Genomic DNA, 14,329 nt, shown 5'->3' with positions numbered 1-14,329 from the left:
GGGGCTGGAACGGGAAAGCGGCGGCTCAGCGGTAGCCGAGCCCTTTCAGGATGGCCGTGCCGTCTTCGGTGAGCCGGAAGCTCGGTGCCGTATCGGCGTCGAGCTTGATCATCTCGACGAGGCCGGCTTCCTGCAACGCAGGCAATTCGGGTTTGGCGTTCGCACTGATCGGCGCGTGCAGCAGCACGAGCAGCGTCGCGATTTCATGATGGCTGAGGAGACGACGCAGCATCGTCTTCTTCGCAGGGGGTGCGGCCGGGCGGCCCGCGGGTGCTTCTACGGCGCTCATCGCTGTCCTCCATTTCGGGATATCCATCGGGTACTGGTTGCGGATGGTGCCGACGAAGACTTAAGCGATTCTTAAAACCGCGGTGCTGCCGCGGATGCTGCACCGCGGCGAGCGTTACCGGATGTAACCCCCGCCGGGCGGCCGTCTCCGGCCGCAAGCGGGGCGCCTTGCCGGGCGGGCGAAACCCCGGCATTCACCATGATGGTGCGCGAGGCGGCGTGCGTCACCGGGCCGCACCGGTTTTTCAGCCGGTTCGGTGCCGAAACGACACACCATTCCTTCCCTTATTTCCTGCGCTGAGCCTGCGCGGCAAGCCGCACGGCCGCGTTCGCCGCGCCGTAGCCGTCGTAGCCGCCGCGCCGCTCGACGATTTCGAGCGAGAAGCGGTTGTCGACCAGTTCCGTGTACGCGTGCAGGAATTCGCCGCCGTGCTCGTCGCGGTCGTACAGCAGGTGGTGGGTGCTCAGCGTGTCGATCAGTTCGTCCGGCAGCGCGTAGCGCGCGGCGAGATCGTCGTAGTAGTTCGCCGGAATCCGCAGGAACGGCACGCCGTCGGCGGCGAACGCGGTGATCGTCTTCACGATGTCGTCGGTCCGGAACGCGACGTGATTCAGCCCCGTGCCGTGATAGCGGTCGAGCGATTCGGCGACGGCCGTATGGCGGTCGACCGACGCATTCAGCGCGATCCGCACCGAGCCGTCCGCGCTGCGCACCGCGCGGCTGCGCATCAGCCCGTACGGGTCGGGCACCAGCCAGCTGCGCTCGGCTTCGAAGCCGAATGCCGTCTTGAAGAACAGGATCCACGTGTCGAGCGCGTCGGCTGGCAGCGCGAGGCACACGTGGTCGATACCCGTCAGCGGGCCGACCTCGCTCGGGCCGTCGATGTCGGTCAGCACGAAATCCGATTCATAGAGCGTCGGCGCGTTCGGCGCTTCGTCGACGAAATATTCGAGGCTGCCGTCCGGCGCCTGCACGCTCGGCAGCACGCGCTCGTTCGGGCCGACGCGCCCGGAAAACGGCGCGTAGCCGAAGCCGGCCGCGCGCTCGAACGCCACTTTCGCGTTGTCGACGCGGAACGCCGATGCGCACAGCGACAGCCCGTGCTGCTGGAAGAACGCGTCGGCGAACGAGTCGCGCTCGGCGTTCAGCACGATCGACGCGGCGCCGTGCTGGAACAGCGTCACGTCCTTCGACCGATGGCGGCCCGCGAGCCGGAAGCGCATCCGGCCGAGCCATTCGCCGACGGTGGCCGCCGCCTGCGTGTCCACCGCGAATTCGATGAACTGGAATCCGACGTGCGCGGCCGGTGCCGGGGGCGCGAACAGCGGCTGGCTGGCCGCCGGCGCACGGCCGTCCTGTGCGAGCCGCGCACGCGTCAGTTCTTCCAGATAGAGCAACGAACGATGGCCGTCGGCGGCCGTGATCGCGGTCGGTGCGGCGCGGAAACCGTCGTTGAAGATCTCGAGCGACAGCGGCCCCGTATAGCCGGACTCGATCACGCGGGCCGTAAAGCGCGCGAGGTCGAAGTCGCCCTGGCCGGGGAACGAGCGGTAGTGGCGGCTCCATTCGAGCACGTCCATCGCCAGTTTCGGTGCGTCGGCGATCTGAACGAACGCGATCCGGTCGCCGGGGATGTCGGCGATCGCGTCGGGCGAATCGTCGAGCGACAACGTATGGAAGCTGTCGAGCGCGAGCCCGAGGTGCGGGCTGTTCACCGCGTTCACGAGCTGCCATGCATGGCTGTACCGGTTCACGACGCGGCCCCACGCGAGCGCCTCGTAGGCGACGATCACGCCGGCTTCTCGCGCCGCTTCGGCAAGCGCGCCGAGCTGGTCGGCCAGCAGCGCATCGTCGGCGATCGTGTCGGGCGACACGTTGCTGCACACCAGGATGCGGTCGGTGCCGAGCGCGTGCATCACGTCGAACTTGCGCCGGACGCGGTCCAGATTGCGGGCGAGCTGGGCGGCGCTCACGCCTTCGAAGTCGCGAAACGGCTGGAACAGCACGATGTCGAGGCCGAGATCGGCGGCCATGCGCCGGACGTCGGCGGGCGATCCGTCGAAGTAGACGAGGTCGTTCTCGAAGATTTCGACGCCGTCGAAACCGGCGGCCTGGATGGCGGCGAGCTTTTCGGCGAGCGTGCCGGACAGTGACACGGTGGCGATCGAGCGCTGCATGGGCGAATCCTGCGGATGAGCGGGGCACGGCGCCGGCCGAATCGGATCAGAATGAACCAGTCGTTGAGTTCCGGGCGAGCGCCATATCCCGAATTTACTAGGGAAGTGAGGCGAATTATACAAACTAACTAGATGGTACAAATTAGCGAAAACCCGAAAAGACAGCGTACGCGTGCCGGCGCACACTAGCGCCACTTCCCGATGTCACGGGGTTGAGCCGATCATGTTCGGCCCCTGTTTTTGGAGCAGAATCGTCATGAGCAAGTACAAGGTGCTGGTGCTGAACGGCCCGAACCTCAATCTTCTGGGGACCCGCGAGCCCCATATCTACGGCGCGGAAACGCTGGCCGACGTCGAGCAGCGCTGCCATGCGGCGGCCGAGGGGCTCGGGCTGGAGGTCGACTTCCGCCAGTCGAACGCCGAGCACCAGCTGATCGACTGGCTGCATGCCGCGCGCCACGGCACCCACGGCATCGTGATCAACCCGGCTGCCTACACGCACACGTCGGTCGCGCTGGCCGACGCGCTTTCCGCGATCGCGAAGCCCGTGATCGAGGTGCATATCTCGAACGTGCATCGCCGCGAGGCGTTCCGTCACCACTCGTACGTATCGGCGGTCGCCGAAGCCGTGATCTGCGGCTGCGGTACCGACGGCTACCTGTTTGCGCTGCAGCGCCTGTCGGCCCTGTTTGCCCGAGGAGCCGCACGATGAGCCGCCCGTCCTTTCTGATCGGCCTGATCGGCCAGGGTATCGGCGGCTCGTTGTCGCCCGCGATGCATGAGGAAGAAGGATTCCGCCAGGGATTCGGCTACGTCTACCGGCGCATCGATCTCGACGCGCTCGGCCTGACCGTCGACGCACTGCCGCAATTGCTCGATGCCGCGCAGCGGATGGGTTACACCGGGCTGAACATCACGCATCCGTGCAAGCAGCGCGTGATCGAGCACCTCGACGCGCTGTCGGACGACGCGCGCGCGCTCGGCGCGGTGAACACCGTGCTGTTCAAGGACGGCAAGCGGATCGGCTACAACACCGACTGGTCGGGCTTCGCGAAATCGTTCCGCCGCGGGCTGCCCGGTGCGTCGCTCGAACGCGTGGTCCAGCTCGGCGCGGGCGGCGCGGGTGCCGCCGTCGCGCATGCCGCGCTGCAGATGGGCGCGGCCGAGCTGACGGTTTTCGACGTCGACGGTACGCGCGCCGCCGGCCTCGCGGCCGAGCTGCAGCAGCGCTTTCCCGCGGCGCGCGTCACGCCGGGCGGCGATCTCGCGGCCGCGATGCAGGCGGCCACGGGCCTGATCCACGCGACGCCGACCGGCATGGCGAAGCACCCCGGCCTGCCGTTGCCGGCCGAGCTGCTCCACGCGGGGATGTGGGTGGCCGACATCGTGTATTTCCCGCTCGAAACCGAACTGATCCATGCCGCGCGCGCGGCCGGCTGCGCGACGCTGCCGGGCGGCGGGATGGCCGTGTATCAGGCGGTCGACGCATTCGAGATCTTTACCGGACGCACGCCGGACGCCGAGCGGATGTTCGACCACTTTCAGTCGCTCGTCGCGCGCTGACCCCATCGATACGCAAAAAGAGACCAGGAGACGACCATGCAGCACACCACTCCCACGAACGCCGCACCCGCGCAGGCGGCCGGCACGGTCCGGCGAACGTCGGCGCGCTACAAGATTCTCGCGCTGCTCGCGATCGGCACGATGATCAACTATCTCGACCGGACCGTGCTGGGGGTCGCTGCGCCGCAGCTCACCAAGGAGCTCGGCATCAATGCGGCGGTGATGGGCGTCATGTTCTCCGCGTTCTCGTGGACGTATGTCGCGGCGCAGGTGCCGGGCGGTCTCTTTCTCGACCGCCTGGGCAGCAAGGTCACCTATTACTGGTCGATGACGCTGTGGTCGCTGTGCACGTTCCTGCAGGGCTTCGTGCCCGGCGTCGGGACGCTGCTCGCGTGCCGGCTCGGCCTCGGCGTCGCGGAGGCGCCGTGCTTCCCGACCAACAGCCGCGTCGTCGCGACGTGGTTTCCGCAGAGCGAGCGCGCGATGGCGACGGGCACCTATACCGTCGGCGAATACATCGGCCTCGCGTTCTTCAGCCCCGTGCTGTTCGCGCTGATGGGCGCGTTCGGCTGGCGCTCGCTGTTCTGGGTCGTTGGCGCGGTCGGCATCGTGTTCGGCCTCGTCTGGTGGAAGTTCTATCACGAGCCGCGCAACCATCCGGGCGCGAATGCCGAGGAGCTCGCGTACATCGAAGCGGGCGGCGGTCTCGTGCACGGCGCACGCAAGGGCGGTGCGGCTGAAAAGGGCGGCAAGGGCGCGCAGAAGCAGTTCAGCTGGTCGATGGCCGGCCGGCTGCTGAAGAAGCGCCAGCTCGCGGGCATCTGCCTCGGCCAGTTCGCCGGCAACTCGACGCTCGTGTTCTTCCTGACCTGGTTTCCGACCTATCTTGCAACCGAACGCCACATGGGCTGGCTGAAGATCGGCTTCTTCGCCGTGATGCCGTTCATCGCCGCGTCGGTCGGCGTGATGTTCGGCGGGATCTTCTCCGACTGGCTGCTGCGTCGCGGCAAGTCGGCGAACATCGCGCGCAAGCTGCCGATCATCGCGGGCCTGCTGCTGGCTTCGACGATCATTCTCGCGAACTACGTGCAGAGCAATGAGGCCGTGATCGCGATCATGTCGGTCGCCTTCTTCGCGCAGGGGATGGCCGCGCTCGGCTGGACCCTCGTGTCGGACATCGCGCCGGACGGCCTGCTCGGCGTGACGGGCGGCATCTTCAACCTGGCGGCGAACCTCGCGGGGATCGTGACGCCGCTCGCCGTCGGCTTCATCGTTGCATCGACCGGGTCGTTCGTCGGCGCGCTCGTGTTCATCGGCGTGATCGCGCTGATCGGCGCGCTGTCGTACATCTTCGTCGTCGGCGACATCAGGCGGATCGAACTGTAAGCACGGCTCCACGCACTCCCGGTGCGTTCGCCCGGCGGCCTCGAAGGCCGCCGGGCTTTTTTGTTTGCGCGCCCGGCCGGCGCGAGCATCACGCGCGCTGCACGGCAATCCCGAGCGATTCGACCGCCTGCGCGATCGCCGCCACCGCGCGCCGGATGTCGCCGGCATCGATCGCGCCGATGCAGCCGACGCGGAACGTCTCGAGTTGCGTCAGCTTGCCCGGATACAGGATGAAGCCCGCGTCGCGCACCGCGTCGTAGAAGCGGCGGAAATCGTAGGCCGGATGGTCGGGCGCGTGGAACGTGACGATCACCGGCGCCTGCACGCTCGCGTCGAGGAACGGCGCGAAGCCGAGTGCGCGCATCGATTCGACCAGTGTCCGGCAATTCTCCGCATAACGCGCGCCGCGCGCCGGCTGGCCGCCTTCGGCGAGGTACTGGTCGAGCGCGGCGCGCAGCGCGGCGATCACGTGCGTCGGCGGCGTGAAGCGCCACTGGCCCGTCTTGCGCAGATACGCGTACTGGTCGTGAAGATCGAGCGCGAGCGACGGCGAGTTGCCTGCGCAGGCGTCGAGCGCGTCGCGCCGCACGATCGCGAACCCCATCCCCGGCACGCCTTCCAGACATTTGCCGCTTGCCGAAATCAGCGCGTCGATCCCGCTGTCCGCCAGCGCGATCGGCAGCGCGCCGAACGAACTCATCGCGTCGACGATCAGCCGCTTGCCGTGCCGCCGGCACACGGCCGCGATCGCGTCGAGCGGATTCAGGATTCCGGCGCTCGTTTCCAGGTGCACGAGCGCGACGTGCGTGATGCGCGGCTCGCGCGCGAACGCCGCTTCGACGGCCGCCGGGTCGACGGCCGCGTCCTCGCCGAACGGCAGCGCGATCGCGTCGATGCCGAGCCGGCCGAGGATCTTCAGGATGCGCGCGCAATACGCGCCGTTGTCGGGCACGAGCACGACGCCGTCGCGCGGCACCAGCGTGCCGAGCGCGGCTTCGACCGAGAACGTGCCGCTGCCCTGCATCGGTACGCATGCGTACTCGTCGCCGCCGCGCGCGATCGCGACGAGATCCGCGCAGACGCTGGCGGTCAACGCGTTGAACGAGGCGTCCCACGAGCCCCAGTCATGTTGCATTGCGTGGCGTGTTGTGGCGGAGGTGGTGAGTGGGCCGGGCGTGAGCAGAATCGGGTCGGACATGGTTTTTCTCCAGCAATGGTCGGACGAAACGCCGGTCGGCATTTCTGAATGACTTGCATGATATTGGCAAAATGTGTCATTTTTTGGAAATTGTGGCACTCGTCACGGGTTTGTCATCGAACGCTGTGATCCTTCGGTTGCCGCGCGAAACCACCTGCAGCGCGGCAGCGAGGCCGGCCGGTTGTCGGCCTGCCCGACTGAAAGAGCCGGATCGTGCCCCGGCCGCTTGGTGTTCCGCCTACGGAGAAGTGAGATGACACTGCAGAATTCCTCGCGCGCCGCTGCCGGCGCGTTCCGCAAGCTCGCGCTGGCCGCCTGCGCCGCCGGTCTGCTGCAAGGCGTGGCGATGCCCGCGCATGCGGCAAACGCGGTCGTGCTGTATACGGCGGACGGTCTCGAGAACCTGTATCGCGACGTGCTGCCGGCATTCGAGAAGAAGGAAGGCGTCAAGGTCAACATCGTGACGGCGGGTAGCGGCGAAGTCGTCAACCGCGCGAACATCGAAAAGAATTCGCCGAAGGCGGACGTGATCGTCACGCTGCCGCCGTTCATCCAGCAAGCCGGCCAGATGGGCCTGCTGCAGCCGTACCAGAGCGTGAACTACAAGAACGTGCCGGCGATCGCGAAGGCGGAAGACGGCACGTGGGCCACGTTCGTGAACAACTATTTCTCGTTCGCGATCAACCCGGACGTCGTGAAGAACCAGCCGAAGACGTTCGCCGACCTGCTGTCGCCGAGCTATGCCGGCAAGGTCGCGTATTCGAACCCGGCCACCGCCGGCGACGGGATGGCCGTGCTGATCCTGACGACCACGCTGATGGGCGAGGACAAGGCGTTCGACTATCTCGCGAAGCTTTCGCAGAGCGTGAAGTTCCACACCAAGGGCACCGGCTACCTGAACGTGCTGCTGTCGCGTAACGAGATCAGCGTCGCGAACGGCGACCTGCAGATGGACCTCGACGACGCCGAGCATGGCGCGCTGTCCGTCAAGCCGATCTTCCTGGCCGCGAAGGCCGGCGACCAGCCGACCACGTTCCAGCTGCCGTACGGCATCGGCCTGATCAAGAGCGGCCCGAACCAGGACGCCGGCAAGAAGCTGATCGACTACCTGATGTCGACGGAAGTGCAGTCGAAGGTGCCGGACATGTACGGCATCCCGGGCCGCACCGACGTGCCGCTGACCGGCAAGAACGGCGAAGCGGTGAAGAAGGCGATCGCGGGCGTGAAGCTGATCCCGGTCGACTGGAACCAGGTGATGGCGAAGAAGCCGGAGTGGATCGAGCGCTGGAAGAAGGACGTGATCGGCAGCTCGGGCAAGCAGCTCGACGTCGTCAAGCCGAAGTGATCGGCGTACGCCGCCTGTAATAGTGAGCGAGAGGATGAACCCGGTGGAAACCACCCTGACCCATCCCGGCGCATTCGGCGCCGCCGAGCCGCATGCAACGCTGCGGTCCGGCGCGCCGGGCGGCGTGCAGATCGAACACCTGAGCGTGCGCTACGGCGCACGCACGGTGCTGGAAGATCTGTCGCTGTCGATCGGCGCCGGTGAATTTTTGACCGTGCTCGGCAAGAGCGGCTGCGGCAAGACCACGCTGCTGCGCTTCATCGCCGGGTTCGTGAAGGCCGACGGCCTGACCGGCACGCTGACCGTGGCCGGACGCGACCTGACCTATGCGCCGCCGCACAAGCGCAATCTCGGTCTGTTGTTCCAGAATTACGCGCTGTTCCCGCACCTGTCGGTGTTCGAGAACGTCGCCTTCGGGCTGCGCGCCCGCGGCATGGCCTCGTCGGAAGTGACGCGCCGCGTCGCCGACGCGCTGAAGCTCGTGCAGCTCGGCGATGCCGGCCACCACCTGCCCGCGCAGTTGTCGGGCGGGATGCAGCAGCGCGTTGCGCTGGCCCGCGCGCTCGTGATCGAGCCGGACGTGCTGCTGCTCGACGAGCCGCTGTCGGCGCTCGACGCCAACCTGCGCGCATCCGTGCGCAGCGAACTGAAGGCGCTGCACGAGCGCCTGCCGAACCTGACCGTCGTCTGCGTGACGCACGATCGCGACGACGCGCTCGTGCTGTCCGACCGCGCGCTGCTGATGCGCGACGGTCACATCGCGCAGCTCGGCACGCCGCAGCAGCTGTACGACGCGCCTCAGGACGGCTACGTCGCGCGCTATCTCGGCCCGGCCAACCTGTTGCCGCCGCGCGTGATTTTCCCGCTCGGCGATCCGCGCCACGAGGTGCGCGACAAGGTGGCATGCGTGCGCCCCGAGCGCCTGACCGTCATGCCGCCGGCGGCCGGCGGCCTGCACGGCACGGTGTCGTCCGTCGAGTGGCAAGGCGCGGATCTGTCGATCTCGGTCGTGATCGACGCGGCGCCCGGCGAACCCGTGCGCGTCACGATGCAACGCGGCCGCGGCGAGGCTCCCGAGCGCGGTGCGCGCGTTTCCCTGCATTGCGAGGCAGACGATGTCGTCCTTATCGAGCCCTGAAGCCGGCCTGCCGCCGCACGTGCTCGCGTCGGCCGCGGCGCACGCCGCCGTCGCGCGGCGCCGCAAGCGCATGGGCGACCTGCACCTGGCCGCACTCGCGATCGTCGTGCTGGGCCCGCTCGTCGTCTATCCGCTGATCCGGCTCGTGCTGCTGAGCGTGTCGGGCGATCACGGGCTGAGTTTCGCCGCGTACCGGACGTTCTTCGGCAATCCCGATACGCGCAACGTGCTGCTGACGACGATCGGCGTGCTGTTCGCGAGCGCCGGCACCGCGTCGGTGCTCGGCGTGCTGCTCGCCGCGCTGCTGTTCTTCAAGCCGTTTCCGGGCGCGTCGCTCGTCACGCGCTTCCTCGAACTGTACGTCGCGTTCCCGTCGTTCCTCGTCGCGTTCACGCTGATCTTCCTGTACGGCTCGCAAGGCTCGATCAGCATCGGGCTGCAGCACCTGTTCCATCTCGAGAATCCGCCGCTCGACTTCCTGTTCGGCATCGGCGGCGTGATTCTCGCGCAGACCGTGTTCTACACGCCGTTCGTCGTGCGGCCGACGCTCGCGTCGTTCGCGACGCTCGACCTGCGCCTGATCGAAGCGGCGCGCAGCCTCGGCGCGTCCGGCTGGATGCTCGCGCGCCGCGTCGTGCTGCCGATCGCGTGGCCGGGCATCGCCGCCGGCGCCGTGCTGTGCTTCCTGCTGACGCTCAACGAGTTCGGGATCCTGCTCGTGCTCGGCAGCGCGCGGCTCGTGACGCTGCCGGTCGCGATCTACAGCAGCGCGACCGTCGACCTGGATCTGCCGACCGCGTCGGCTGGCGCGGTCGTGATGCTGGCGCTGTCGCTGGCGCTGTATGCGGTTTATCGCCGGGTGAACCGGCGTGCGACGGGAGGGAACGATGTCCGCTGAATTCCGTATCGGGCAAGCCGTGCCGCGCCGCCAGATCGGCTGGGGCGACACGCTGCTCAAGCATGCGTCGCGTGCGGCGCTCGCGCTGGCCGCGTTCGCGTGCTTCTGGCTGTTCGTGCTGCCGGTGGTGGTGGTCGCGCTGTCGAGCGTATCGACGCAATGGTCGGGCACGATCCTGCCGGCCGGCTACAGCCTGCGCTGGTTCGAACGGCTCGGGTCGCCGGAATACGATGCGCTGCTGACGAGCCTCGAAATCGGCTTCGGCGTGTCGGCGATCGGCACGATCCTCGGGCTGTGGCTCGCGCTTGCGCTCGAAGGGCGCGACCGGCGCGGCCTCGGTGCGGTCGTCGACGCGCTCGTGATGGTGCCGAACGGCGTGCCGAGCGTCGTGCTCGGGCTCGCGGTGCTGATCGCGTATCACCAGAAGCCGCTCGATCTGTCGAGCTCGGCGGCGATCGTCGTGCTCGTGCAGCTCGCGCTGATCCTGCCGTTCTGCTATCGGTGCGCGGCCGCCGCGCTGCGTCCCGAGCTGACCGTGCTGCGCGAAGCCGCGGCGAGCCTCGGTGCGCCGCCCGCGATGGTGCTGCGCCGCGTGCTGCTGCCGCAGCTCGTGCCGGCGCTACGCGCGAGCCTCGCGCTCGGTTTCGCGCTGTCGCTCGGCGAACTCGGTGCGACGCTGACCGTTTATCCGCCCGGTTTCGCGACCGTGCCGATCGTCGTGATCGGCCAGGTGGAGCGCGGCTATTACCTGCCCGCATCGGCGCTGTCGCTGCTGATGCTCGGCGCGTCGCTCGCGGCGCTGCTGCTGATCGCTGCGCGCGTGCCGCGCGGCAAGCGGGCGGCATCATGAACGCCGCGTTCGCATTGCGGCAGCCCGGCGAGCAAGCCGCTACGGGCAAGGCGTCGACGGATCTCGCGGGACGTTCCGTCGACGTGAACGGCCGGCGCTACCGCCTGCCGGTCGAACCGACCGTCGTCGTCTGCGTCGACGGCTGCGAGTACGACTATCTCGAACGTGCGGTGGAAGCAGGCGTCGCGCCGTTCATCGGCCGGATGATCGCGGAAGGCACCGCGTGGCGCGCGGACTGCGTCGTGCCGACCTTCACCAACCCGAACAACCTGTCGATCGTCTGCGGCGTGCCGCCGTCGGTCCACGGGATCTGCGGCAACTACTTCTGGGATCCGGCCGCCGACGGCGGTCGCGGCGCCGAAGTGATGATGAACGACCCGGCCTACCTGCGGGCCGGCACGCTGCTCGCGGCGGCGTCCGGCGCCGGTGCGCGGGTCGCGGTGGTCACCGCGAAGGACAAGCTGCGCCGATTGCTCGGCTGGCAGATGAAAGGCATCTGTTTCTCCGCGGAGAAGGCCGCGCAGGCGAACCTCGCGGAAAACGGGATCGTCGACGTGCTCGACTGGGTCGGACTGCCGTCGCCGGACGTATACAGCGCCGCGTTGTCGGAATTCGTGTTCGCGGCCGGCGTGCGGCTCGCGCAGACGCGTCAGGTCGATCTGATGTACCTGTCGACCACCGACTACGTGCAGCACAAGTGCGAACCGGGCAGCGCCGGCGCGAACGCGTTCTACGCGATGATGGACGGTTACCTCGCGCAACTCGACGCGCTCGGCTGGGCGATCGGGCTGACTGCCGATCACGGGATGAACGCGAAGCACGATCCTGCGACGGGCCGCCCGAACGTGATCTATCTGCAGGATGCGTTCGACGGCTGGTATGGCGCGCAGGCCGCGCGCGTGATCCTGCCGATCACCGACCCGTACGTCGTGCACCACGGCGCGCTTGGCTCGTTCGCCACCGTGTACCTGGCGCCCGGCGTCGACCGGGCTGACGCGATGTGGCGCGTGGGCGGGCTCGACGGCGTCGAACTCGTGCTCGACAACGCGGAAGCGGCCGCGCGCTTCGAGTTGCCGTCCGACCGGATCGGCGACCTCGTCGTGATCGCGCGGCGCGACATGACGCTCGGCACGCGCGAGCGCGAACACGATCTGTCCGGCCTGACCGTCCCGCTGCGTTCGCACGGCGGCGTGTCCGAGCAGGAAGTGCCGTTGCTGTTCAACCGCCGGATCGAGCGGGACGACCCTGCGCGTCGTCCGCGCAACTTCGACGTTTTCGATTTCGTGCTGAACCGGATCCCATCGTGATGGCTCATCCCCGACAGGATCACCCCGCGTTTCGCGCCGAGGCGCTGCGCTGGTGCGGCACGCGCGCGACGCGCGAGCGCGTGTTCGACGTCACCGATCCGTATACCGGCACGCGTGTCGGAACGGCGCCGCTGGCGAGCGTCGACGACGTGCGCGCCGCGTTCGACTACGCGATGGCGTACCGGCCGACGCTCACGCGCTACGAACGTTCGCAGATCCTCGAGCGCGCGGCCGCGCTGCTGCGCGAGCGTACCGAGGAAGCATCGGATCTGATCACGCTCGAATCGGGGTTGTCGAAACGGGATTCGCGCTACGAAATCGGCCGCGTTGCCGACGTGCTGAAGTTCGCGTCGGTCGAAGCGCTGCGCGACGACGCGCAGAGCTTCTCGTGCGACCTGACGCCTCACGGCAAGGCGCGCCGCGTGTTCTCGCAGCGGCAGCCGCTCGACGGCGTGATCGTCGCGATCACGCCGTTCAACCATCCGATGAACCAGGTTGCGCACAAGATCGCGCCGGCGATCGCGACCAACAACCGGGTGATCGTGAAGCCGTCCGAGAAGGTGCCGCTGTCGGCGTTCTATCTGGCGGACCTGCTCTACGAGGCCGGCTTGCCCGAGCCGATGCTGCAGGTGTTGACCGGCGATCCGCGCGAAATCGCGGACGAACTCGTCACGCATCCGCATGCGTCGCTGATTACCTTTACGGGCGGCGTGTCGATCGGCAAGGCGATCGCCGCTCGGGCCGGCTACCGGCGCATCGTGCTTGAGCTGGGCGGCAACGATCCGCTGATCGTGCTCGACGATGCCGATCTCGAGCGGGCGACGTCGCTGGCCGTGTTCGGTTCGTACCGGAATTCGGGCCAGCGCTGCACGGCCGTCAAGCGGATGCTGGTGCAGCGCTCGATTGCGCCGGCATTCACCGAGCTGCTCGTCGAGAAGACGCGCGCCTGGACGTACGGCGATCCGTTCGATCCCGCGAACGAGATGGGCACGGTGATCGACGCCGCGGCGGCGCGGCTGTTCGAGGCGCGGGTGAACGAGGCGGTCGCGCAGGGCGCGCGCCTGCTGACCGGCAACGTGCGGCGCGGCGCGCTCTATGCGCCGACCGTGCTCGACAACGTCGATCCGTCGATGACGATCGTGCGCGAGGAGACCTTTGGCCCGGTATCGCCCGTGATCGCGTTCGACACGATCGACGACGCGATCCGGATCAGCAACGGGACGGCGTTCGGGCTGTCGTCGGGGCTCTGCACGGACAGCACGGCCGCGGTCGTGCGATTCGTGAACGAGCTGAACGTCGGCACGGTGAACGTCTGGGAAGTGCCTGGATACCGGATCGAGCTGTCGCCGTTCGGCGGGATCAAGGATTCGGGGCTTGGTTATAAGGAAGGCGTTCAGGAAGCGATGAAGAGCTTCACGAACCTGAAGACGTTTTCGCTGCCTTGGGAGTAAGCGGATGGCATTGACTGTCGAAGAGATTCACGGGTTGTATCGCGAGCACGGCCACGTCGCCTATAGCGGCGAACCGGTCACGCAGCTGGAACATGCGTTGCAGAGCGGCTTGCTGGCGGAAGAAGCGGGCGCCGACGAAGCGCTGGTCGCGGCGGCATTCCTGCACGACCTCGGGCATCTGCTGAACCGGCAGGGCGAGACGCCGAGCGCCCGCGGAATCGACGACCTACATCAGTATTACGTGCTGCCGTTCCTGCGACCGTTGTTCACCGATGCGGTGCTGGAGCCGATCCGGCTGCACGTCGATGCGAAGCGGTGCCTGTGCCGGACGGACGCCGGCTACTTCGAGAGCTTGTCGCCGGACTCGGTGCGCAGTCTCGGGCTGCAGGGCGGCATCTTCAGTGAAGAGGAGACGGCGGCATTCCTGCAGCGCCCGTTCGCGGAGGATGCGCTGCGTCTGCGCCGCTGGGACGATACGGCCAAGGAAGCAGGCAAGGCGACGCCGAGTCTCGATCACTATATGGAGATAGTCGCGCGCCAGGTTCGCGTGGCCTGACGATTCGGTTATCTCTATTTTTCGAGGCCCCGCACGCGGCAGCGTGCGGGGCCTTGAATTTTTTCGAGAAACCCCTTGCGCGCTCGGCGGCGACTGCTTAGAATCACGCCTCTTTCGCGCTAACGGAAACGCAGCGCGGGAGAGGAAGGAAGGGAAGCGGTGTTGTTGAGG

At 67.7% G+C, this 14,329-nt stretch carries 13 protein-coding genes; 10 read left to right on the top strand and 3 right to left on the bottom strand.

Annotated elements, in window-relative coordinates; genetic code table 11:
• Positions 1-25: 25 nt before the first annotated feature.
• Both BME24068_RS28125 and BME24068_RS28120 read right to left on the bottom strand, forming a co-directional pair.
• Positions 26-289, bottom strand: coding sequence for a hypothetical protein (locus tag BME24068_RS28125; protein WP_096506632.1), 264 nt, complete (start codon positions 287-289; stop codon positions 26-28).
• 284 nt (positions 290-573) lie between these two features.
• On the bottom strand, positions 574-2,466 hold the full coding sequence (locus tag BME24068_RS28120) for a bifunctional sugar phosphate isomerase/epimerase/4-hydroxyphenylpyruvate dioxygenase family protein (protein ID WP_174928001.1): 1,893 nt from the start codon (positions 2,464-2,466) through the stop codon (positions 574-576).
• Positions 2,467-2,722: 256 nt separating this feature from the next.
• Here BME24068_RS28120 and aroQ point away from each other — a divergent pair, with 256 nt between their 5' ends.
• Genes aroQ through BME24068_RS28105 form a run of 3 tightly spaced genes read left to right on the top strand, consistent with a single transcriptional unit; the run spans position 2,723 to position 5,415 of the window.
• Positions 2,723-3,178, top strand: coding sequence for a type II 3-dehydroquinate dehydratase (gene aroQ / locus BME24068_RS28115; RefSeq protein WP_174928000.1), 456 nt, complete (start codon positions 2,723-2,725; stop codon positions 3,176-3,178).
• Positions 3,175-4,029, top strand: a complete 855-nt coding sequence (locus BME24068_RS28110) for a shikimate dehydrogenase (RefSeq protein WP_174927999.1) — start codon at positions 3,175-3,177, stop codon at positions 4,027-4,029. The genes aroQ and BME24068_RS28110 overlap by 4 nt, the downstream gene beginning before the upstream one ends.
• Positions 4,030-4,065: 36 nt before the next feature.
• Positions 4,066-5,415, top strand: a complete 1,350-nt coding sequence (locus BME24068_RS28105; protein WP_174927998.1) for an MFS transporter — start codon at positions 4,066-4,068, stop codon at positions 5,413-5,415.
• Between the two features lie 88 nt (positions 5,416-5,503).
• Here BME24068_RS28105 and BME24068_RS28100 read toward each other — a convergent pair whose 3' ends face one another.
• Positions 5,504-6,613, bottom strand: a complete 1,110-nt coding sequence (locus BME24068_RS28100) for a 2-aminoethylphosphonate--pyruvate transaminase (RefSeq protein WP_096506637.1) — start codon at positions 6,611-6,613, stop codon at positions 5,504-5,506.
• A gap of 253 nt (positions 6,614-6,866) precedes the next feature.
• Here BME24068_RS28100 and phnS point away from each other — a divergent pair, with 253 nt between their 5' ends.
• From phnS to BME24068_RS28065, 7 genes are read left to right on the top strand one after another with little or no spacing between them, the layout of a single operon-like run.
• Complete coding sequence (gene phnS / locus BME24068_RS28095) at positions 6,867-7,958, top strand: 2-aminoethylphosphonate ABC transporter substrate-binding protein (protein ID WP_096506638.1); 1,092 nt, start codon at positions 6,867-6,869, stop codon at positions 7,956-7,958.
• Between the two features lie 34 nt (positions 7,959-7,992).
• On the top strand, positions 7,993-9,096 hold the full coding sequence (gene phnT / locus BME24068_RS28090) for a 2-aminoethylphosphonate ABC transport system ATP-binding subunit PhnT (RefSeq protein ID WP_174927997.1): 1,104 nt from the start codon (positions 7,993-7,995) through the stop codon (positions 9,094-9,096).
• Complete coding sequence (locus BME24068_RS28085; protein ID WP_174927996.1) at positions 9,074-9,994, top strand: 2-aminoethylphosphonate ABC transporter permease subunit; 921 nt, start codon at positions 9,074-9,076, stop codon at positions 9,992-9,994. The genes phnT and BME24068_RS28085 overlap by 23 nt, the downstream gene beginning before the upstream one ends.
• A complete protein-coding gene (gene phnV / locus BME24068_RS28080; RefSeq protein WP_174927995.1) occupies positions 9,984-10,844 on the top strand; it encodes a 2-aminoethylphosphonate ABC transport system, membrane component PhnV in 861 nt (286 codons plus the stop codon). The genes BME24068_RS28085 and phnV overlap by 11 nt, the downstream gene beginning before the upstream one ends.
• Positions 10,841-12,151 carry a phosphonoacetate hydrolase gene (gene phnA, locus BME24068_RS28075; RefSeq protein ID WP_096506642.1) on the top strand — a complete coding sequence of 437 codons (1,311 nt, stop codon included), beginning with the start codon at positions 10,841-10,843 and terminating at the stop codon, positions 12,149-12,151. The genes phnV and phnA overlap by 4 nt, the downstream gene beginning before the upstream one ends.
• Positions 12,151-13,602 (top strand): phosphonoacetaldehyde dehydrogenase, encoded by a 1,452-nt coding sequence (gene phnY / locus BME24068_RS28070; protein ID WP_239008071.1) that lies wholly within the window; start codon positions 12,151-12,153, stop codon positions 13,600-13,602. Before phnA ends, phnY begins: the two co-directional genes overlap by 1 nt.
• A 4-nt stretch (positions 13,603-13,606) precedes the next feature.
• Positions 13,607-14,158, top strand: coding sequence for a phosphonate degradation HD-domain oxygenase (locus BME24068_RS28065; protein WP_174927993.1), 552 nt, complete (start codon positions 13,607-13,609; stop codon positions 14,156-14,158).
• Positions 14,159-14,329: the final 171 nt, after the last annotated feature.

The sequence above is a fragment of the Burkholderia anthina genome (genome assembly GCF_902498995.1).
GTDB classification, from domain to species: Bacteria; Pseudomonadota; Gammaproteobacteria; order Burkholderiales; family Burkholderiaceae; genus Burkholderia; species Burkholderia anthina.
Note: the sequence above shows the minus strand (reverse complement) of the source record. Positions and strands in the feature narration are given on the sequence as shown.